Source organism: Pseudomonas sp. VMV1 (assembly GCF_056790235.1).
Genome location: NZ_JBXGSE010000002.1, coordinates 848,904 through 868,031, shown reverse-complemented (window position 1 = coordinate 868,031; position 19,128 = coordinate 848,904). Strand labels below are relative to the sequence as shown.

Annotated in this window: 16 protein-coding genes; 7 read left to right on the top strand and 9 right to left on the bottom strand. The window is 66.1% G+C overall.

Annotation, left to right across the window (positions count from 1 at the left end; all coding sequences use genetic code 11):
- Nucleotides 1-5: 5 nt before the first annotated feature.
- Entirely contained in the window at nt 6-644 is a 639-nt protein-coding gene (locus ACUCV0_RS09525) for a TetR/AcrR family transcriptional regulator (protein WP_313647326.1), read from the bottom strand.
- Nucleotides 645-816: 172 nt separating this feature from the next.
- Between ACUCV0_RS09525 and ACUCV0_RS09520 the strand changes: the two genes are divergently transcribed.
- A complete protein-coding gene (locus ACUCV0_RS09520; protein ID WP_313647325.1) occupies nt 817-1,962 on the top strand; it encodes an MFS transporter in 1,146 nt (381 codons plus the stop codon).
- Nucleotides 1,963-2,055: 93 nt separating this feature from the next.
- On the opposite strand, the gene ACUCV0_RS09515 is transcribed toward ACUCV0_RS09520, so the two are convergent.
- From ACUCV0_RS09515 to ACUCV0_RS09495, 5 genes are read right to left on the bottom strand one after another with little or no spacing between them, the layout of a single operon-like run.
- Nucleotides 2,056-3,597 carry an APC family permease gene (locus ACUCV0_RS09515; RefSeq protein ID WP_313647324.1) on the bottom strand — a complete coding sequence of 514 codons (1,542 nt, stop codon included), beginning with the start codon at nt 3,595-3,597 and terminating at the stop codon, nt 2,056-2,058.
- A 57-nt stretch (nt 3,598-3,654) separates the two neighbouring features.
- Nucleotides 3,655-4,401 carry a gamma-glutamyl-gamma-aminobutyrate hydrolase family protein gene (locus tag ACUCV0_RS09510; RefSeq protein WP_313647323.1) on the bottom strand — a complete coding sequence of 249 codons (747 nt, stop codon included), beginning with the start codon at nt 4,399-4,401 and terminating at the stop codon, nt 3,655-3,657.
- 45 nt (nt 4,402-4,446) lie between these two features.
- Nucleotides 4,447-5,724: an FAD-dependent oxidoreductase gene (locus ACUCV0_RS09505; protein WP_313647322.1), complete on the bottom strand. Its 1,278-nt coding sequence runs from the start codon at nt 5,722-5,724 to the stop codon at nt 4,447-4,449.
- Nucleotides 5,725-5,778: 54 nt separating this feature from the next.
- Nucleotides 5,779-7,272, bottom strand: a complete 1,494-nt coding sequence (locus tag ACUCV0_RS09500) for an aldehyde dehydrogenase family protein (protein WP_313647321.1) — start codon at nt 7,270-7,272, stop codon at nt 5,779-5,781.
- 11 nt (nt 7,273-7,283) lie between these two features.
- Nucleotides 7,284-8,666 carry a glutamine synthetase family protein gene (locus ACUCV0_RS09495; RefSeq protein WP_059315215.1) on the bottom strand — a complete coding sequence of 461 codons (1,383 nt, stop codon included), beginning with the start codon at nt 8,664-8,666 and terminating at the stop codon, nt 7,284-7,286.
- 203 nt (nt 8,667-8,869) lie between these two features.
- Here ACUCV0_RS09495 and ACUCV0_RS09490 point away from each other — a divergent pair, with 203 nt between their 5' ends.
- Nucleotides 8,870-9,757 carry a LysR substrate-binding domain-containing protein gene (locus tag ACUCV0_RS09490; RefSeq protein WP_313647320.1) on the top strand — a complete coding sequence of 296 codons (888 nt, stop codon included), beginning with the start codon at nt 8,870-8,872 and terminating at the stop codon, nt 9,755-9,757.
- 111 nt (nt 9,758-9,868) lie between these two features.
- Here ACUCV0_RS09490 and ACUCV0_RS09485 read toward each other — a convergent pair whose 3' ends face one another.
- Both ACUCV0_RS09485 and ACUCV0_RS09480 read right to left on the bottom strand, forming a co-directional pair.
- Nucleotides 9,869-10,555 carry an LrgB family protein gene (locus tag ACUCV0_RS09485; protein ID WP_313647319.1) on the bottom strand — a complete coding sequence of 229 codons (687 nt, stop codon included), beginning with the start codon at nt 10,553-10,555 and terminating at the stop codon, nt 9,869-9,871.
- Nucleotides 10,548-10,895, bottom strand: coding sequence for a CidA/LrgA family protein (locus tag ACUCV0_RS09480; protein WP_313647318.1), 348 nt, complete (start codon nt 10,893-10,895; stop codon nt 10,548-10,550). The genes ACUCV0_RS09485 and ACUCV0_RS09480 overlap by 8 nt, the downstream gene beginning before the upstream one ends.
- Before the next feature lie 317 nt (nt 10,896-11,212).
- On the opposite strand from ACUCV0_RS09480, the gene ACUCV0_RS09475 reads away from it, so the two are divergent.
- On the top strand, nt 11,213-12,412 hold the full coding sequence (locus ACUCV0_RS09475) for an amino acid aminotransferase (protein WP_482212529.1): 1,200 nt from the start codon (nt 11,213-11,215) through the stop codon (nt 12,410-12,412).
- A 129-nt stretch (nt 12,413-12,541) separates the two neighbouring features.
- On the opposite strand, the gene ACUCV0_RS09470 is transcribed toward ACUCV0_RS09475, so the two are convergent.
- Entirely contained in the window at nt 12,542-13,531 is a 990-nt protein-coding gene (locus ACUCV0_RS09470; RefSeq protein WP_313647316.1) for a substrate-binding domain-containing protein, read from the bottom strand.
- 163 nt (nt 13,532-13,694) lie between these two features.
- On the opposite strand from ACUCV0_RS09470, the gene ACUCV0_RS09465 reads away from it, so the two are divergent.
- From ACUCV0_RS09465 to ACUCV0_RS09450, 4 genes are all read left to right on the top strand, one after another.
- The gene (locus ACUCV0_RS09465) at nt 13,695-14,861 is read left to right on the top strand and encodes a Gfo/Idh/MocA family protein (RefSeq protein ID WP_313647315.1); all 1,167 of its coding nucleotides are present in this window, start codon (nt 13,695-13,697) and stop codon (nt 14,859-14,861) included.
- Nucleotides 14,862-14,863: 2 nt separating this feature from the next.
- On the top strand, nt 14,864-15,934 hold the full coding sequence (locus ACUCV0_RS09460) for a sugar phosphate isomerase/epimerase family protein (protein ID WP_271655154.1): 1,071 nt from the start codon (nt 14,864-14,866) through the stop codon (nt 15,932-15,934).
- A 49-nt stretch (nt 15,935-15,983) separates the two neighbouring features.
- Nucleotides 15,984-17,219 carry an MFS transporter gene (locus ACUCV0_RS09455; RefSeq protein WP_313647314.1) on the top strand — a complete coding sequence of 412 codons (1,236 nt, stop codon included), beginning with the start codon at nt 15,984-15,986 and terminating at the stop codon, nt 17,217-17,219.
- A 339-nt stretch (nt 17,220-17,558) separates the two neighbouring features.
- A complete protein-coding gene (locus ACUCV0_RS09450; RefSeq protein ID WP_313647313.1) occupies nt 17,559-19,109 on the top strand; it encodes an ATP-binding cassette domain-containing protein in 1,551 nt (516 codons plus the stop codon).
- Nucleotides 19,110-19,128 lie beyond the last annotated feature (19 nt).

Genomic DNA, 19,128 nt, shown 5'->3' with positions numbered 1-19,128 from the left:
GGCTATCAGGCGTCTGGTCGACCTGTTGCGGTCGAGCGCGCGTTGCCATCCCATAGCGTCATCACCTGGGCGATGGCGCCCTCGATGACGGCCAACGCCACCCCATCCCGCGCCAGGGGTGAGATGCCCAGCAGCAAGCCTTCGAACACTGTCGCCAGGGCGCGAGCGTCGGTGCCTTCCGCGAGGTCGCCACGGGCGATACCGCGGCTGACGCACGCCAACAGGCCCTTGCGGATCCGGGCGCGGGCTTCGCGCAGCGGCAGTGGAATGCTGGAGTCTTCTTCCGCATAGGAGCCCAGGGTGCCGAGCGCCACCAGGCAACCCTTGGGCAACTGCTCGTCACACTGCATCCGCGCGGACCGCCTGAGGGCCGAGGCGATCGCCTCCCGGGGCGCCAGGGCCTCGTCGAACAGGGGATCATTCACCCGGCCATGGGTTTCCATGTAGCGGGCGACTACCTCCTTGAACAGCGCCTCTTTCGAACCGAAGGCGGCGTAGAAGCTGGGCGCCGTGATACCGCCTCCGATCGCCGCTTTCAGCCGATTCAGCGAGGTGGCCTCATAGCCGTAGCGCCAGAACAACAGCATGGCCTCGTCAATAGCCTGAGTACGATCGAACGACCGCGGACGTCCCAGTTGAGCCATAGCGAATCTCCTGTCTTGCCTGCTTTATATACTAACCGATACAAAAATCATTGACCACGCGAAGCCGCGGCTGCTTAGATATGTACCGACCGATACATATCTAAGGAATCTTCCCGTGACCTCGACACCCGATCCCGAACGCCTACCCGTGGCGGCACTACTGGCGCTGGCGATGACCGGTTTCATCTGCATCATGACCGAGACCCTGCCCGCTGGGCTGCTCCCCGAGATAGCCCAGGGACTCGGGGTATCGAACGCCCTGGCCGGACAATCGGTGACCGCCTATGCCGCCGGCTCGCTGGTGGCCGCGATTCCCCTCACCATGGCGACGGCTCACTGGCGGCGACGGCGCGTGCTGCTCGCCACCATCCTGGGATTCCTGCTGTTCAATACCCTCACCGCGCTCTCGACCCACTACCTCCTGACATTGGTCGCGCGCTTCGCGGCGGGGGCCGCGGCCGGGCTCGCCTGGAGCCTGCTGGCCGGCTATGCCCGGCGCATGGTGGCGCCGCGCTTGCAGGGAAAGGCGATGGCCATGGCGATGATCGGCACGCCCATTGCCCTGTCCCTGGGCGTCCCCCTGGGCACCTGGCTGGGCGGTCTGCTGGGATGGCGACTGGCTTTCGCCACCATGTCCGCACTCACACTCGGCCTGATCGTCTGGGTCGTGGCGAAGGTGCCCGACTATCCCGGGCAAACGGAAGGCCAGCGGCTACCGCTTCGCCAAGTGCTCGCCACGCCCGGTATCCGCGCCATTCTCGCCGTGGTCTTTACCTGGATGCTGGCCCACAACGTTCTCTACACCTACATCGCCCCCTTCGTCGCCCAGTCGGGGCTCGGTGACCGAGTCGATCTGGTACTGCTGACGTTTGGTGCTGCCTCGCTGCTGGGCATCTGGATAACCGGCCGCATCGTCGATCACAGTCTGCGTCGGGCCGTCCTGATCAGTCTGGCCACCTTCGCCTCGATCGCCGTGATCCTGGGCCTGAGCCACGACTCCGCGACGGCGCAGTACCTGGGGATCTTCGTCTGGGGCCTGACGTTTGGCGGCGCCGCCACCCTGCTACAGACCGCCCTGGCCGACACGGCGGGCGCAGGCGCGGACGCGGCGCTGGCGATGAACGTGGTGACCTGGAACAGTGCCATCGCCGGTGCCGGCGTTCTGGGCGGCGTGCTGCTGGAAACGGCGGGCCCACAGGCCCTGATCTGGGCCGTGCTGGTGCTGTCGCTGGCCGCCCTCGCCATCGCGACGGCGGCGCGTCACCACGGCTTTCCCGCTGGTGCCCGCGCGACCGGCGCGCCGGTTCTGGGCCACTAGCCACCCTTCCCCGCCGCAAGAGGCAGTAGCGTCCAACCTGACCATCCCGTCTGCTGAATAGGAACGTCGCAGACGGGAGGCAGCAGGCCCGGCTCAGCCCTGATGCGGCAGCGCTTCCAGCGTGGCGCCCTGAAAGAACGCCGGGGCGCGCCAGCGGGTGAACAGCATCAGCACCAGGCCCAGCAGCAGGATCACCACGGCGATGATGAACACCAGACCGATACCGCCCAGGTGCGAGCCGCTACCGAAGTCCGGTGACAGGCTGGCGACAGCGGTCTGCCAGAAGATCACCGAGAGGATGAGCGCGCCGAGCAGCGGGCACAGGCCGCGCAGCAAGGCGTGGCGCAGACTGCCGAACAGACTGCGGCGGAAGTACCAGACGCAGGCATAGGCCGTCAGCGAGTAGTAGAAGCAGATCATCATGCCCAGAGCGGTGATGGTGTCTGCCAGGACGTTGTCGCTGAGGGTGCGCATCACCACATAGAAGGTGGCGGTGGCGATGCCGGCGGCGATGGTGGCGTAGCGCGGCGTGCGCGAGCGCGGGCAGATGTGGGCGAAGCGGCGAGAGACCGCACCGTAGTGCCCCATCGCCAACAGGGTGCGAGCTGGCGAGATGAAGGTGGATTGCAGGGAGGCCGCGGTGCTGGCCAGCACGGCGATGGACATCAGGATCGCCAGCGGTCCCATCACCGGTCCGGCCAGATGGGCAAAGACGTTTTCCTGGATCTCCGGATTGCCCAATCCCAGACCCGAATCGCTGATACCAGCGAATTGCAGGGTCGCCGCCGCAGTGAACAGGTACAGCATCAGGATCAGCAGCACCGTGACGGTCGCTGCGCGCCCCGGCACCTTCTGGCTGCCCACGGATTCTTCGCTCACCGTCAGGCAGACATCCCAGCCCCAGAAGATGAAGATCGACAGCGACAGGCCCGCGGCGAAGGCGGAAAAGGACTCGACGTTGAAGGGGTTGAACCATTCGGGGTGGAAGACTACCGGCGCCACCTGCGGCGCGGCGTTGAAGGCCGCCAGCGAAAAGCCGACCAGCACCAGCAGTTGCAGGGCGACCAGACCGTACTGGATGCTCATGGTCATGCCGATGCCACGGCAGCTGATCCAGACCGCGATGGCGATGAACACGCAGCAGGTGACGATGTTCACCAGCAGGTTCTGCGACAGCGCGGCCAGCTCCGCCCGGCCACTGAGCTGGGCGAGGAAAAGATAGAAGAAGTCCACCGCCACCCCGGCGAGATTGGAGAGGACGATGGTGGTGGCCGTCACCAGCCCCCAGCCACCGATCCAGCCGATCATGGGACCGAAGGCCCGGGTCGACCAGGTAAAGGAGGTGCCGCTGTCCGGGTCGACGGCATTCAGCTCGCGGTATCCCAGGGCCACCAGCAGCATCGGCAGGAAGCCGACGATAAAGACCGCGGGCAGATAGACACCCACCTCGCGCACGGTCGGCCCCAGGGCCCCGGTCAGGGTGTAGACGGGGGCGATGGTGGAAATGCCCAGCACCACACAGGCGAGCAGGCCCAGGGACCCCGCGGCCAGGCCCTTGGCGGACGGGTCGGTCAGGGCTTCCGGCCCGGTGTTGCCCGGGGCGCCTACAGGTGCGCCCTTGCTCTGTTCAGTCATGCGTCTCTGCCCTGCTGTTGGAATTGTTTTCAGAGTCCGGCGTGCGCGGCAAGGTGCCTAACGCGACGCGGCATGGCGCTGGCAGGCGTCACGGAACGCGTTCAACAGCGTCAGGGATTCGGGGTTCTCGCGGAAATTCCACTCGGGATGCCACTGCACCCCGACGACGAAGCCGGGAGCGTCCGCCAGCGACACACCCTCCACCAGACCATCCGGTGCCCGGGCCTCGACGCGCAGCCCACTGGCCAGCCGATCGAGGCCCTGGCTGTGCAGCGAATTCACCTGGAAGCTCGCCGGCAGCCCCAGGCGCTCGAACACCCCGCCCGGCGGCACCTGGACCGGATGCTTGGATGCGTATTGCTCGGCCAGCAGCTCGCTCTGGGGCTCGCGGTGATCGTCATGGCCGGGCAACTCCTGCACGCGTTGATGCAGGCTGCCGCCAAGGGCCACGTTGAGCTCCTGAAAGCCCCGGCAGATGCAGAACACCGGAATGCCGCGATCGATGGCCAGCCGTAGCAGCGGCAGGGTGTAGGCGTCACGGGAGGCATCGTGGTGGGTGCCGGCCAGACTGGCGGGCCCGTGGTAGTGATGGGGCTCGACATTCGACGGCGAGCCGGTGAACAGCAGGCCGTCCAGGTGCTCCAGTAGCGCCTGCGGATCGCTCGGCACGCTGCGCGCCGGCAGTACCACCGGCAGCCCGGCGTGGCCTGCCGCCTCGACGTACTTGTCGCCGACGGTATGGGAATCGTATTTGCCGAGCGTCTGCCGGCAAGCCGTCACGCCGATCAGGGGCATAGGGAACATGGCTATTCTCCAGAGTGCCCGCCTGGATCAGGCGGGCGGACAGGGTCAGATACCGAGGCGATCGCGCAACTGGTAGTAGGTCGCGCCCAGCGCGGTAAAGGGCACCCGCAGCAGCTGGCCGCCCGGGAAGGGATAGTGCGGCAGGCCGGCGAAGGCATCGAAGCGCTCCGCCTGCCCGCGCAGAGCTTCGGCCAGCACCTTGCCCGCCAGGTGGGTGTAGGTGACGCCGTGGCCGCTGCAGCCCTGGGAGTAGTAGAGGTTGTCGCCAAGGCGGCCCACCTGCGGTAGCCGCGACAGCGTCAGCAGGAAGTTGCCGGTCCAGGTGAAGTCGATCTTGACGTCCTTGAGCTGCGGGAAGGTCTGCAGCATCTTTGGCCGGATGATGGCCTCGATGTCGGCCGGATCCCGCGCGCCATAGACCACGCCGCCGCCATAGATCAGCCGCCGATCGGCGCTCAGGCGGAAGTAGTCGAGCAGGTAGTTGCAGTCCTCCACGCAGTAATCCTGGGGCAACAAGCTGCGCGCCAGCTCCTCGGACAGCGGCTCGGTGGCGAGCACCTGGGTACCGCAGGGCATGGACTTGGCGGCCAGTTCCGGCACCAGCCCGCCCAGGTAGGCGTTGCCGGCCACCACCACGAAGCGCGCCTTCACCTGACCCTGGGCGGTATGCACCACGGGGTTGGCGCCGCGGTCGATACGGATGGCCGCACTCTGCTCATAGAGTTTGCCGCCCAGAGAGGCCACTGCCGCCGCCTCGCCCAGGGCCAGGTTGAGCGGGTGGATGTGACCGCCGCTCATGTCCAGCATGCCGCCGATATAGCGATCGGTGCCGACCACCTCGCGAATGCCACGCGCGTCGAGCAGCTCCAGCTGGGTATGGCCATAGCGCTCCCAGAGCTTTTTCTGGGCCTCCAGATGGCCCAGCTGCTTGCCCGTGAGCGCGGCGAACACCCCGCCATCCTTGAGATCGCACTGGATGTTGTAGCGGGCGATACGGTCGCGAATGATCCGTCCGCCCTCGAAGGCCATCTCCCCCAGCAGTTGCGCCTGCTTGGCGGGCAACTGTCGCTCGATGGCATCGATGTCGCGGCTGTAGCTGTTGACGATCTGGCCGCCGTTGCGCCCGGAGGCGCCGAAGCCGACCCGCGCCGCTTCCAGCACCGTCACGCTGAAGCCGTGCTCCAGCAGGAAGAGCGCGGTGGAAAGCCCGGTGTAACCGGCGCCGATGATGCAGACGTCGCTTTCGACGCTGCCTTCGAGCCTGGGATAGGGAGCCGGCTGATTGCTGGAGGCTGCGTAGTAGCTACCGACGTGTTGTTGCATGGTGTGATTCCTCTGCCTGCGCCCCGACGTCGCCGCCAGGGTCGCCGCGCCTGTTCAGAGCTTGATCCAGGTCGCCTTGAGTTCGGTGTATTTGTCGAAGGCATGGAGCGACTTGTCGCGACCATTGCCAGACTGCTTGAAGCCGCCAAAGGGCGCCGTCATGTCGCCGCCATCATACTGGTTGACCCAGACACTGCCGGCGCGCAAGGCCCTCGCCACGCGATGGGCACGCGAGATATCGCGCGTCCAGACGGCAGCGGCCAGGCCATAGGGGGTATCGTTGGCGATGCGCACCGCTTCTTCTTCGCTGTCGAATTCGATCACGGCGAGCACCGGGCCGAAGATCTCCTCCCGGGCGATACGCATGGCGTTGTCCACGCCCTCGAAAATGGTCGGGGTCACGTAGCTGCCGCCAGTCTCCGCCAGGGCCTGGCCGCCACCGCTCACCAGTCGGGCGCCCTCGGCGCGGCCCGCCTCGATGAAGCCCAGCACGGTACGTAGATGGCCTGCGTCCACCAGGGCACCGACGCGGGTGTTGGGGTCCAGCGCATGGCCAGGCGCCCAGCCCCGCAGGGCTTCCACCACCAGCGCCAGGAAGCGCTCCTTGATCGAGCGCTCGACCAGCAGTCGGGAGCCAGCCACGCAGACCTCACCCTGGTTGAAGGCGATCGCCGCCGCGGCCGCTTCGGCGGCGGCGGCCAGATCCGGGGCATCGGCGAAGACGAGGTTGGGACTCTTGCCGCCCGCCTCCAGCCACACCCGCTTCATGTTCGACTCCCCCGCATAGACCAGCAGCTGCTTGGCGATACGGGTGGAGCCGGTAAAGACCAGGGTGTCGACGTCCGGGTGCAGCGCCAGCGCCTGGCCGACGGTATGACCGTAGCCGGGCAGCACGTTGAACACCCCTGCGGGTAGGCCCGCCTCCAGCGCCAGACCGGCGATGCGGATGGCGGTCAGCGGCGACTTCTCGGACGGCTTGAGGATCACCGAGTTGCCGGTGGCGAGCGCCGGACCCAGCTTCCAGCAGGCCATCATCAGGGGAAAATTCCAGGGCACGATGGCGGCCACCACACCCACGGGTTCGCGGGTCACCAGGCCGAGCTGATCGCGCGGGGTCGGCGCCACCTCGTCATAGACCTTGTCGATGGCCTCGGCGCTCCAGCGGATGGCATTGGCCGCCGCCGGAACATCGATACCCAGGGAATCGCTGATGGGCTTGCCCATGTCCAGGGTTTCCAGCAGCGCCAGTTCCTCGGCGTGGGCCAGCAACAGATCGGCGAAGGCGATGAGTACCCGCTTGCGCTGCGCCGGTGCCTGGTGCGCCCAGTCGCCTCGGGCGAAGCTGGCCCGCGCCGCCTGTACAGCGGCCTCGGCATCCTCGGCCATGCAACTGGCCACCTGGGCCAGATGGCGACCATCCACGGGGCTCGAATCCTCGAAGGTCGCGCCACCCAGGGCATCGCGGTAGGTCCCGCCGATGAAGGCACGGGACTCGACGGTCAACCGCTGGTAGCGCTGCTCCCAGTCCTGCTGCGTCAGCATTGTCATGGTCACGCTCCTCAGACGGTATGCAGATACCAGTTGTATTCGAGATCGGAAATAGTGGTTTCGAACTCCTCCAGCTCGGCTTCCTTGCAGGCGACGAAGATGTCGATGTACTCGGGGCTGATGTACTGGTTCATCACCGCGCTGTCGTCCAGGCAGCGCAGGGCGTCGCGCAGGTTGTTGGGCAGGCTCTGTTCGAGCTGTTCGTAGGAATTGCCGCTGACGGGCGCGCAGGGTTCCAGGTGCTGGGTCATGCCGTGATGAATGCCGGCCAGGATCGAGGCCATCATCAGATAGGGATTGGCGTCGGCACCGGCCACCCGGTGTTCGATGCGGATCGCCTCGCTGCTGCCGGTGGGCACGCGTACCGCCACGGTACGGTTATCCAGGCCCCAGCTCGGCGCGTTAGGCACATAGAACTGGGCACCGAAGCGCCGGTAGGAATTGACGTTGGGGCAAAGGAAGGCCATCGACGCCGGCAGGGTTTCGAGGATGCCGGCGATGGCGTGACGCAGCGGCGCGTGGTGCTCCGGATCGTCGGTGGCGAAGATGTTCTGCCCGGTCTGCTTGTCCAGCAGCGAGATGTGCACGTGCAGGCCGTTGCCGGCCTGACCGGGATAGGGCTTGGCCATGAAGGTGGAATCCATCTCATGGTCGTAGGCGATGTTCTTGATCAGGCGCTTGAGCAGCACCGCGTAGTCGCAGGCCTTGATGGCGTCCTCGACGTGATGCAGGTTGACCTCGAATTGCGCCGGCGCGGATTCCTTGACGATGGCATCCGCCGGCAGCCCCTGCTCCTTGGCACCTTCGAGCATGTCCTGCAGACAATCCACGTATTCGTCCAGATCGTCGATCAGATAGACCTGAGTGGAGACCGGCCGCTTGCCGGAGATCGGCGAGCGCGGTGGCTGCGGCCGGCCGTTCACGTTCTCCTGGTCGATCAGGTAGAACTCCAGTTCGAAGGCGGCGCAGATGGTCAGGCCCAGGTCATCGAACTTTTTCACCACCCGCCGCAGCACTTCGCGCGGGTCGGCGAAGAACGGCGAGCCGTCCTGCTCGTGCATGGTCATCAGCAGCTGCGCGGTCGGGCGCTTCTGCCAGGGCTCGTAGCTCAGGGTGCCGGGGATGGGAAAGCAGGTGCGGTCGGCATCGCCAATGTGCAGCCCCAGGCCGGTGCTTTCCACCGTGGAGCCGTTGATGTCCAGGGCGAACAGCGAGGCCGGCAGGTTGATGCCGCGCTCATAGACTTTGGACAGACTGGCCCGCTCGACACGCTTACCCCGGATGACGCCGTTCATGTCGGTGATCAACAGATCGACGTACTGGATCTCGGGGTGCTCCTTGAGAAAGCCGTTGGCTTCGGTGAGCTGGACGACGCGGGGGGATATCGAATTCATGAGGGGCATCCTTGACGCTGGCCCGCTTCGTTGTGCTTGCTCGTGCGGGTCTGGCAGCGTGGCTGTGGGTGGTGGTTGCTGCAGGCGCCGACCCTGTCTGCCAAGGTCCGCCCTTCCACCTGATTGCCCTTGCGGGGCTGGGCCAGTATAAATTGGCATAAGCGCAACCCATATCGGCGAATCGGCAAAGGAACAATGCACCGATGCAATATCAGATAGGCCATGCCGATCTCAAGCTGGTTCTCGCCCTGGTGCGCGGCAGGACCCTGGCCAGAGCGGCCGAGCAGTTGCAGGTGGACGTCTCCACGGTGTTTCGCGCCATCCGCAAGCTCGAAGCCAATCTCCAGGTCGCGCTGTTCGACAAGAACCGTCGCGGCTATACCCCTACCCAGAGCGCCAAGGCCCTCGCCGAACAGGCCGAGCGCGCCGAACAGGCGCTCGACGCGGCGCGGATCGCCCTGGCCCAGGGTGAGAACGTCATCAGTGGTACCGTGCGCCTGACCTGCACCGATGCGGTGCTGCGCAGCCTGCTCCTGCCGGGGCTCGCCGAACTCATGCCACGCTATCCCGCGGTCGCCCTGGAAGTCGCCACCTCCAACACCTTCGCCAGCCTGAGCAGACGGGATGCGGACATCGCCCTCCGGTTGTCGAACGCGCCGCCTGAGCACCTGATCGGGCGGCGCCTCGGTCGCAGCTCCTATTTCGTCTGTGGGCATGAGCGCTATCGCGCCGGCTATGGCCGGGCCGCCACCGAACTGCCCTGGATCAACCCCGATGACTCCCTGGCCGATCATGTATCGGTCACCTGGCTGCGCCAGGCCTATCCCAGTCTCACGCCCCGCTATCGCTGCAGCAGCATGTCTTCGGTGGGCAGCCTGGTCGGCGCCGGGCTCGGCGTGGGTGCCCTCCCCGACTTCATGATCAGCAGCCTGGACGGCGTCGAGCGCCTGAGCGCCGCGCTCGACAACTGCGACACCGACATCTGGCTGCTGACCCGCCCGGACAACCTGTCGCTGCGCTCGGTGCAGATCCTCTTCGACCAGTTGGCAGAGCTGCTCAGGGCGCGGATCGAAGCGGCCTGCCACACCTGAGCCTCGGCCGGTCGCGGCCCTGACCGTCGTTGCGAGGGCGCAACGCCGATCCGGCCTGCTGGTCAGCCGCACATCGAGATCGCTCGCGAATCCGCAACGGGAGATCCGTGTTCAGACCGCGAGCGCGACCGGCAACAGGACCGCCGTGGCTATCCCCAGGAGAATCATGCCGAGTGCCGAAAAGGCGGCCGTTTCCTGGCCTTCGCGCAGTGCATGCGCCGTGCCTATGGCGTGTCCGTTCATGCCCAGGGTCAGGCCTCTGGCCGCTGGATCTTCAACCTTGAACAGCTTGAGCAGCGGCAGGGCCAGCGTCGTGCTGATGACGCCGGTCAGCATGACGATCACGGCGGTCAAGGACACCAGCCCGCCGAAATGTCCGGACAGGGGCAAGGCGATAGGCATGGTCACCGATTTCGGCGCCAGGCTCATCAACAGGGTCGGGGACAAACCGAACAGCCAACCCAAGGCCAGGGTCAAGGTCACCCCCACGATGCCACCCACGGACAGCGTGATCAAAAGCGGCCCGGATAGGGAGATCACGCGCTGGATATTCCGGTAGAGGGGCACGGCCAGCCCTACGGTCGTAGGCCCCAGCAACAGCGAAAGCGTGCCACTCGCGCTGCGATAGTGCTCATAGGGCACGCTGGCAGCCCAGAGCAGGCTCGCGACGAGCGCCGTGGTGATCAGCACCGGTTGCAGCATCACCAGACGCAGGCGCTGCTGCAGCAGCAACGCCATCTGGTAGGCAGCAAGCGTCACGGACAACGCCAGTAACGGCGCCAGATAGGGATCAGGCATCGGTCTTTCTTCTTATCAGGTATTGCAGCAGCAAGCCGCACAGCGGAACAGTCACCACCAGGGACAACGCGATCACCAGCAGCAGACGCAGCCAGACCGTCACTTCCAGCGTATCGACATCGATGATTCCAACAGCCGGCACCACGAGCATCAACGGAAGGTAGCGAAGCAGACTGCCAGCCATGGCATCCACCCCTTCGGGCACTCTTCGCAGCAGCAATAACATGCCGAACAGAATGAATATCCCGATGACACTGGCCGGGATGCCACTCACATAGCCGGCAATACAGGACCCCAACAGGTAGCAGCCTGCAAGTACCAGCATGCCCGTTATGTTCATGCCCCCTCCTCGTTGTTGTTCGTTTTACCGTGGCACCACAGCGTACTGGATTTCAGTTGACTGACTACAGGCTTCCGCAATGAGGCGTGTCCTGGGCAGCCGCTGCCTGAAGATCGAGATCGCTGCTGATATGGTTTTTTTAGGCCTGCCTGCTCCGAATGCTCCATTCGGAGCGGTGCTACCCTTCGCGTCGATAAAGGCAACGTCCATGTCTTCCAGCGACTTGGCATGTGACGAGCGAAGGCCGCCGCTCGGCGTGGCGCCAGGTACTGGCGGCGGCGAGACCGGAAATCTCATTGATCAGGTAATGGATAACGATGTTCGAACACCTGACCGAGTACCAGGGCGATCCCATCCTCTCCCTGATCAGGACCTATCAGCAGGACCGCCGACCTGAGAAGGTGAATCTGAGTGTCGGGGTCTACACGGACGCATCCGGCCGGTTACCGGTCCTGCGGGCCGTGGCGGCAGCCGACCAGCATCTGCGAAAAACAGCGCTGGCCCCGTCGATGTACCTGCCCATGGAGGGCCACGAAGGTTTTCGACTGAATGCTCAGCGCCTGCAGTTCGGCGATGCCAGCCCGGCACTGGCGGATGGCCGCGTGGCTACCATCCAGACCGTCGGCGGATCGGGCGCGCTCAAGATAGGCGCGGACTTCCTGCGGCGGTGGTTTCCGGGGTCCGGCGTCTGGGTGAGCGATCCCACCTGGGACAATCATGTCGCCCTCTTCGAAGGCGCTGGCTTCGCGGTCAGCAGATACCCCTATTACTGCCCGTCCTCCGCCGAGCTTGCCTTCCAGGACATGCTCGACACCCTCAGCGGCCTCGCTGCCAGGAGCATCATCCTGCTCCACCCCTGCTGCCACAATCCCACGGGCCTGGATCTCACCACCGCCCAATGGCGGAAGGTCATCCAGGTGCTGGCCGAGCGCGAGCTCATCGCCTTCGTCGACTGCGCCTATCAGGGTTTCGGCACTGGGCTGGAAGAAGATGCCTTCGTCATCAGGGAAATGGAGCGCGCGGGCCTGACCTTTCTCGTGAGCTATTCCTGCTCGAAAAACTTTTCGCTGTACGGCGAGCGGGTCGGCACCCTGTCCGTGGTCTGCGCCTCGGCGGTAATGGCAGCCCGGGCGCTGGGCCAGCTGCAAGCCACGGTGAGACGAAACTACTCGAGCCCCCCGCGGCATGGCGCGCAACTGGTGGACCTGGTGTTGGGCAGCGAGCTCGCCGATCTCTGGCGAGCCGACGTGGATGACATGCGCCAGCGCACCTCCGCCATGCGCGAGCTGCTCGCGACTGCCCTTGGTCACGCGGACCGGTCACTCGGTGAGCGGATTCGCAGCCACAGCGGGCTATTTTCCTATACAGGTCTGGGCAGGACCGAGGTGCAACGCCTGCGGCAGGATTTCGGCATCTATCTGGTCGATAATGGCCGGCTTTGTGTGGCGGGGTTGACCGCTGAACGGGTTGATCATGTCGCCTCGGCTATCGCGGAGGTGCTGCGGCATCCGGAGTGATCCCGCCTAGGCATGGCAAGCCCTGCGGACGGCCTTCACTGCTCCGGTCGGCCCAGGACTGTTCCGCGACGGCGCCCGCCTTCGCTCACGCCTACTGCTGGCAAGCGCCCAATGGGTGGAGAGCTGCGCTCACCCACATACACCGGTGCTTCCCCGCACCTTCAGTTCGAAGGGCAACACCACCTCTCGCGCAGCCGGCGTGCCCCCGTTGAGCACCTCCAGCAGCATGGCCACCGCGCGCTGGCCGAAGGCCTCCGCCGGCTGGGCAATGGTGGTCAGTGGCGGCTCGGTGTAGGCGGCGAAGGCGATGTCGTCGAACCCCGCCAGGGAGATGTCTTCCGGGACACGCAACCCGGAGCGCCGCAGGACCTGCAGCGCTCCGATCGCCATCTCGTCGCTGCAACAGAACAGCGCGGTCGGGCGCTCGGGTAGCGCCAGCAGTGCCTTGGCCGCGGCGGCGCCCGCGGCCAGGGTGAAGTCGCCTTCGTGCAGCAGACCAGGATCCAGGGCGATGCCAGCCTGCGTCAGCGCCTCCTGGTAGCCGGCCAGCCGTTCCAGGGTCAGCGGGCTGTCTTCCGGCCCCTTGATCAGGGCAATGCGCCTGTGTCCGAGCGCCAGCAGATGCTCGGTCAGGCAGCGCGCGGCGGCGCGATTGTCCAGCCGGACCTTGGGCCAGGTGTGCTCGGCGAGCACTTCGCAGGCATTCACCACCGGCGGTATGTCGCCCTGGCCGGCAAAGGGATCGAAAGCGCGGAGCTGGATCACCCCATCGGCCTGACGCGCATAGACCAGTTCGGCGTATTCGCGCTCGCGGCGTTCGTCGCCAGCGGTATCGCACAGCAGCACCCGATAACCGGCCGCCTGGGCCGCGTGCTGGATGCCGGCGATGACCCGGGCGAAGAAGCTGTTGGCGATCAGCGGAACCAGCACCACCAGGTTGCTGGTGCGGCGGGAGCGAAACTGCACGGCCATCCCGTTGGGCCGATAGTTGGCAGCGGCCACGGCGGCCTGCACGCGCTCGCGGGTAGCAGGCGCCACGACGTCGGGATTCTTCAGGGTGCGCGACACGGTCGCCACTGATACCCCGGCCAATTCGGCAACCCGGCGAATATTGGACATGCAGCCTCGGTAAGCGATGGAAAGGTTGCCACTGTGCGCAAAGGCGATCCGCCAGGCAAGCCATACGCCTGAGCGGCACTTGACTAAATCCGCCAACGGCCGCCAAATGCCGAAAAAATGTAACCGGTTACACCTAGTGCGATAGCAGCCAGAGGATCAGGGGATGCAGCCTCATACCAGCCACAGGATTCGCTACGGCATGATCGGCGGCGGCCAGGGCGCTTTCATTGGCGCCGCCCATCGTCGCGCGGCGTCGCTGGATGGCGCGCTGGAGCTGGTCTGCGGCACCTTCAGCCGCGATGCCGGCAACAATGCCGCCTCGGGCCGCGAGCTGGGCCTGGCACCTGAACGGGTCTATGCGTCCTGGGAGGCGCTGTTGGCTGGAGAACGCCAGCTGCCAGCCGAGCAGCGCGTCGAATTGCTGGTGATCGTCACGCCCAACGACCTGCACGTCCCCATCGCCGAGGCCGCCCTGGCCGCGGGCTTCCACGTCTTTTCCGAAAAGCCCGCCGGCACCTCGCTGGCGCAGGTGCAGCACCTGGCGGAGACCCTGGCCGCGCTCCCCCTGCGCTACGCCCTGGCCCACACCTATTTGGGCTATCCCCTGGTATGGGAAGCCCGCGAGCGGGTCGCCCGCGGCGAGCTGGGCGCCCTGCGCAAGATCCATGTGGAATATCCGCAGGGCTGGCTCGCCCAGGACCTTGCCGCCACCGGCAACAAGCAGGCGACCTGGCGCGACGATCCGGCCGCGTCCGGCCCGGGCGGTTGCCTGGGCGACATCGGCACCCACGCCTTCAGTCTCGCCGAGTTCATCAGCGGCCAGCGCATCTCCCGGCTCAGCGCCCACCTGCGCAGCCACCTGCCCGGCCGGCGCCTGGACGACGATGTCATGGTGCTGTTCGAGACCACCGAGGGTGCCAGCGGCAGTCTGCTGGCCAGCCAGGTCTGTGTAGGCGAGGAAAACGGCCTGCGCATCCGGCTCTATGGTAAGCAGGGCAGCCTGGAATGGCATCAGCAGGAGCCCAACAGCCTCCTGCAGCGCAGTCTCGACCAGCCGCCCCGCACGCTGCGCGCGGGTCTCGGCCAGCCCTGGCTGAGCGCCAGTGCCCAGCAGCGGCTGCGGTTGCCGGCCGGCCATCCGGAGGGCTACCTGGAAGCCCTGGCCAATCTCTACCGCGACCTGGCCGCCGCCATCCGCGATCCGGCGGATCCCGCCGCGGGGCTGCCCGGCATCACCACCGGCTGGCGCGGCCTGGCCTTTATCGAAACCGCCTTGGCCAGCCATCAGCGCCAGGGTGCCTGGACGCCACTACCGACCCTAGGAGCCTGACCATGGCCGCTACCTCTCGCCCAGGGCTCAAGGGCCCGGCAATCTTTCTCGCCCAGTTCCTCGATGACCAGCCGCCCTTCGACACCCTGCCCCATCTCGCGCGCTGGGCGGCAGACCTGGGCTACCGGGGCATCCAGCTGCCGACGCTGGGCCATCAATGCCCGAACCTCGAACGCGCGGCCGCCAGCCAGGACTACTGCGACGAGCTACTTGGCCAGTGCGCCGCGGCAGGCGTGGCTATCAGCGAGCTGTCCACCCATTTGCAGGGGCAGCTGGTGGCGGTGCATCCGGCGTTCAACGAGGCTTTCGACGGCTTCGCCCCGCCGGCCCTGCGCGGCCGACCGGATGAACGCCAGGCCTGGGCGGTCAAGCAGCTCAAGCTGGCCGCAAAGGCCAGCCGGCGCCTCGGCCTCAAGGCCGTGGCGACCTTTTCCGGCGCCCTGCTCTGGCCCTATGTCTATCCCTGGCCTCAGCGTCCGGCCGGCCTGGTGGACGAAGGCTTCGCCGAGCTGGCACAGCGCTGGCGGCCGATCCTGGACGTCTACGGCGAAGAAGGCGTGGACCTGTGCTTCGAACTGCATCCGGGCGAGGACCTGCACGACGGCGCCACCTTCGAGCGCTTTCTGGCGGCGGTCGACGACCATCCCCGGGCGCGAATCCTCTATGACCCCAGCCACCTGTTGCTGCAGCAGCTGGACTACCTGGGGTTCATCGACCGTTATCACGCGCGCATCGGCATGTTCCACGTCAAGGACGCGGAATTCCGTCCCGACGCCCGCAGCGGAGTCTATGGCGGCTACCAGGACTGGGCCGAGCGCCCGGGTCGCTTCCGCTCCCTGGGGGATGGCCAGATCGATTTCGGCGCCATCTTCAGCAAGCTCACCCAGTACGGGTTCGACGGCTGGGCGGTGTTGGAATGGGAGTGCTGCCTGAAGGATGCGGCCCAGGGCGCTGCCGAAGGCGCACCCTTCATCGAGCGTCATCTGATCCAGCCGGCCACTCGCGCCTTCGACGACTTCGCCGGCAGCGACGCCGATCCGGCGCGCAATCGGCGGATGCTTGGCCTGCAGTAGCAGCCCCACCTCGTTTTTTCGTCACATAACCCACAACAAGGAATCGACGATGAACGCACTTTCGCTACGCCTGAGCACCCTGATGTTCCTGCAGTTCTTTATCTGGGGCAGCTGGTTCGTCACCCTCGCCACCTTTCTTGGCAACACCCTCGGCGCCAATGGCGGCCAGATCGGCCAGGCCTTCGCCACCCAGTCGTGGGGGGCGATCCTGGCGCCCTTCGTGGTGGGCCTGATCGCCGATCGCTATTTCAATGCCGAGCGCATCCTCGGCCTGCTGCACCTGGTCGGTGCGGTCCTGCTCTACCAGCTCTATGCGGCCGCCGACTTCGCCACCTTCTATCCGCTGGTGCTGGCCTACATGCTCTGCTACATGCCGACCCTGGCACTGGCCAACTCGGTGGCCTTCCGTCATCTGGCCGATCCGGCCCGCCAGTTCGCCAAGATTCGCGTCTGGGGCACCCTGGGCTGGATCGCCGCGGGGTTGGCCATCAGTTTTGTCTTCGCCTGGGACAGCCGCACCGGCATCGCCGCCGGCGCCCTGCGCAACACCTTCCTGCTCGGTGCTGGCGCCTCCCTCATCCTCGGGCTCTACAGCTTCAGCCTGCCGCGCACCGCGCCGCTGCCGGCCACCCGTGGCGGACTGGGCGCGATGCTCGGCCTGGACGCCCTGCGCCTGCTCAAGGACCGCAGCTTCGCCGTCTTCTTTGCCGCCTCGGTGCTGATCTGTATCCCGCTGGCCTTCTATTACCAGAACGCCAACCTCTTCCTGGCCGAACTGGGGGTCGCCAACCCCACCGGCATGATGACCCTGGGCCAGGTGTCCGAAGTCGGTTTCATGCTGCTGCTGCCGCTGTTCATCCGCCGCTTCGGCCTCAAGCGGACCCTGCTGGTGGGGATGCTCGCCTGGGCCGTACGCTATGGCTGCTTCGCCCTGGGCGCCCAAGGTGACGCCCTCGCCTACCTGCTGCTGGGCATCGCCCTGCACGGCGTCTGCTACGACTTCTTCTTCGTCTCCGGCCAGATCTACACCGATGCCAAGGCCGGCGAGGCGAACAAGAGCGCCGCCCAGGGCCTGATCACCCTGGCCACTTATGGCGTGGGCATGCTGGTCGGCTTCTGGGTCGCCGGGATGGTCTCGGATCACTATGCCAGCGGCACCGGCCATGACTGGCAAGGCATCTGGCTGTTCCCGGCGGTGTTCTCCCTGGGTGTATTGCTGGCCTTTCTGGTCACCTTCCGCGACGCCCGCCCGGGGCGCGCCGCGGCGGCTGCGCCGGTGCGCTAGGACATCTCGGTCGGTGGCCCGGCCTGAATAACGCGGGCCACCCAAAGCGCCTTTCCCCAGACACTTCAGATGGACCAGACGCTACGCCTGCTGGTCTACCTTTCCCGTCTCCCTCCAGCGCCAGTCCTCCACCAAGCCGCGCCGTCCTGAACGCCTGGTCCATCCGTCACCCATCGCCTGCCCTGCGCAACAAGGCTTTCACCAACCAAGCTGCAATTTGGCAAGACCAATTTGAAAAAATCCAATTGGTCTTGCCAGATATCCGAACGGGGGTGTAGCTTCCCTGCCATGGATCTCACATAGGGCAACGACCCTAAAACAACAACAAGAGAGAGCACCATGCTGGATACCCCATCGCCCCGCGGCGAAGGTGGCGGCCCCGTACCGCCCGCGCCCTCGCCCTGCCTGACGCTCGAAAACATTTCCAAGCGCTTTCCCGGCGTCGTGGCCCTCGACGACGTCAGCCTCAGCCTCTACCCGGGCGAAGTCCACGCCATCTGCGGCGAGAACGGCGCCGGCAAGTCAACCCTGATGAAGATCGTCAGCGGCCAGCAGCCGCCGGACGAGGGTCGGATCCGCTACCTCGGCGAAGAGCGGCACTTCAAGTCCGTGTCGGAAGCCGAGCATGTCGGCATCGCCATCATTCACCAGGAACTCAACCTGGTGCCCCACCTCACGGTGGCGGAAAACATCTTCCTGGCCCGCGAGCCGGTGCGCTTCGGCCTGATCGACAGACGCAAGATGCAGGCGGACACCGAAGCCTGCCTAGCCCGCCTGGGCGTGGCCATCAGCCCCCGCGCCCCGGTGGCCAAGCTGTCGGTGGCCCAGCAGCAGATGGTGGAGATCGCCAAGGCGCTGTCCTTGGACGCCCGGGTACTCATCCTCGACGAACCGACCTCCTCGCTGACCGAAAGCGAGACTCAAGCGCTGTTCAAGGTCATCCAGGACCTCAAGGCGCGCGGCGTCGGCATGCTCTACATCTCCCACCGGCTGGACGAGATGCGCCACATCGTCGACCGGGTGACCATTCTGCGCGACGGCCGCTACGTCTCCACCCAGCGCTTTGCCGACACCAGTGTCGACGCCATCGTGGCGGGCATGGTCGGGCGCTCCCTCGACGAGAAATTCCCGCCGCGCACCTCGGTGCCTACCGGCGAGGTACTGCTGCGGGCGCAAGGCCTGACCCGCAAGGGGGTCTTCCAGGACATCAGCTTCGAATTGCGCCGCGGCGAGATCCTCGGCTTCGCCGGTCTCATGGGCGCCGGGCGCACCGAGATCGCCCGGGCGATCTTTGGCGCCGACCGGCTGGATGCCGGCGAGGTGGAGATCAACGGCCGCGCGGTCACTATCCGCACGCCGCGCGACGGCATCGATGAAGGCATCGCCTACCTGTCCGAAGACCGCAAGAAGGACGGCCTGGCGGTCAAGATGACCCTGGCGCACAACCTGACCCTGGCCAATCTGGATGCTCTCTGCGGGCCGCTGGGCTTCATCCGCTTCGGCGAGGAGACGCGGGTCGCCCAGGACTACGTGCGGCGGCTGGACATTCGCACGCCCTCGATCGACAAGGTCACCCGCTACCTCTCGGGCGGCAACCAGCAAAAGATCATCATCGGCAAATGGCTGTTCCGGGATGCCAGGATCATGTTCTTCGACGAGCCCACCCGGGGCATCGACGTCGGCGCCAAGTACGCCATCTACGAAATGATGGACCAACTGGCCGCCCAGGGTATCGGCGTCGTCCTGATCAGTTCGGAGCTGCCCGAACTGCTGGGCATGAGCGATCGGATCCTGGTCTTTCACGAAGGCCGCCTGACCGGTGACGTCGAGACCCAGGCCACGTCCCAGGACCAGATCATGCACTACGCCTCTGGCTGCACGTCGCACTGACGGCAGGTCGCCCACGCGT

Excerpts from the sequence above, each read along its gene's own strand:
- ACUCV0_RS09525 (WP_313647326.1), bottom strand. The coding sequence starts at position 644 with ATGGCTCAACTGGGACGTCCGCGGTCGTTCGATCGTACTCAGGCTATT.
- ACUCV0_RS09520 (WP_313647325.1), top strand. The coding sequence starts at position 817 with ATGACCGGTTTCATCTGCATCATGACCGAGACCCTGCCCGCTGGGCTG.
- ACUCV0_RS09515 (WP_313647324.1), bottom strand. The coding sequence starts at position 3,597 with ATGACTGAACAGAGCAAGGGCGCACCTGTAGGCGCCCCGGGCAACACC.
- ACUCV0_RS09510 (WP_313647323.1), bottom strand. The coding sequence starts at position 4,401 with ATGTTCCCTATGCCCCTGATCGGCGTGACGGCTTGCCGGCAGACGCTC.
- ACUCV0_RS09505 (WP_313647322.1), bottom strand. The coding sequence starts at position 5,724 with ATGCAACAACACGTCGGTAGCTACTACGCAGCCTCCAGCAATCAGCCG.
- ACUCV0_RS09500 (WP_313647321.1), bottom strand. The coding sequence starts at position 7,272 with ATGACAATGCTGACGCAGCAGGACTGGGAGCAGCGCTACCAGCGGTTG.
- ACUCV0_RS09495 (WP_059315215.1), bottom strand. The coding sequence starts at position 8,666 with ATGAATTCGATATCCCCCCGCGTCGTCCAGCTCACCGAAGCCAACGGC.
- ACUCV0_RS09490 (WP_313647320.1), top strand. The coding sequence starts at position 8,870 with ATGCAATATCAGATAGGCCATGCCGATCTCAAGCTGGTTCTCGCCCTG.
- ACUCV0_RS09485 (WP_313647319.1), bottom strand. The coding sequence starts at position 10,555 with ATGCCTGATCCCTATCTGGCGCCGTTACTGGCGTTGTCCGTGACGCTT.
- ACUCV0_RS09480 (WP_313647318.1), bottom strand. The coding sequence starts at position 10,895 with ATGAACATAACGGGCATGCTGGTACTTGCAGGCTGCTACCTGTTGGGG.
- ACUCV0_RS09475 (WP_482212529.1), top strand. The coding sequence starts at position 11,213 with ATGTTCGAACACCTGACCGAGTACCAGGGCGATCCCATCCTCTCCCTG.
- ACUCV0_RS09470 (WP_313647316.1), bottom strand. The coding sequence starts at position 13,531 with ATGTCCAATATTCGCCGGGTTGCCGAATTGGCCGGGGTATCAGTGGCG.
- ACUCV0_RS09465 (WP_313647315.1), top strand. The coding sequence starts at position 13,695 with ATGCAGCCTCATACCAGCCACAGGATTCGCTACGGCATGATCGGCGGC.
- ACUCV0_RS09460 (WP_271655154.1), top strand. The coding sequence starts at position 14,864 with ATGGCCGCTACCTCTCGCCCAGGGCTCAAGGGCCCGGCAATCTTTCTC.
- ACUCV0_RS09455 (WP_313647314.1), top strand. The coding sequence starts at position 15,984 with ATGAACGCACTTTCGCTACGCCTGAGCACCCTGATGTTCCTGCAGTTC.
- ACUCV0_RS09450 (WP_313647313.1), top strand. The coding sequence starts at position 17,559 with ATGCTGGATACCCCATCGCCCCGCGGCGAAGGTGGCGGCCCCGTACCG.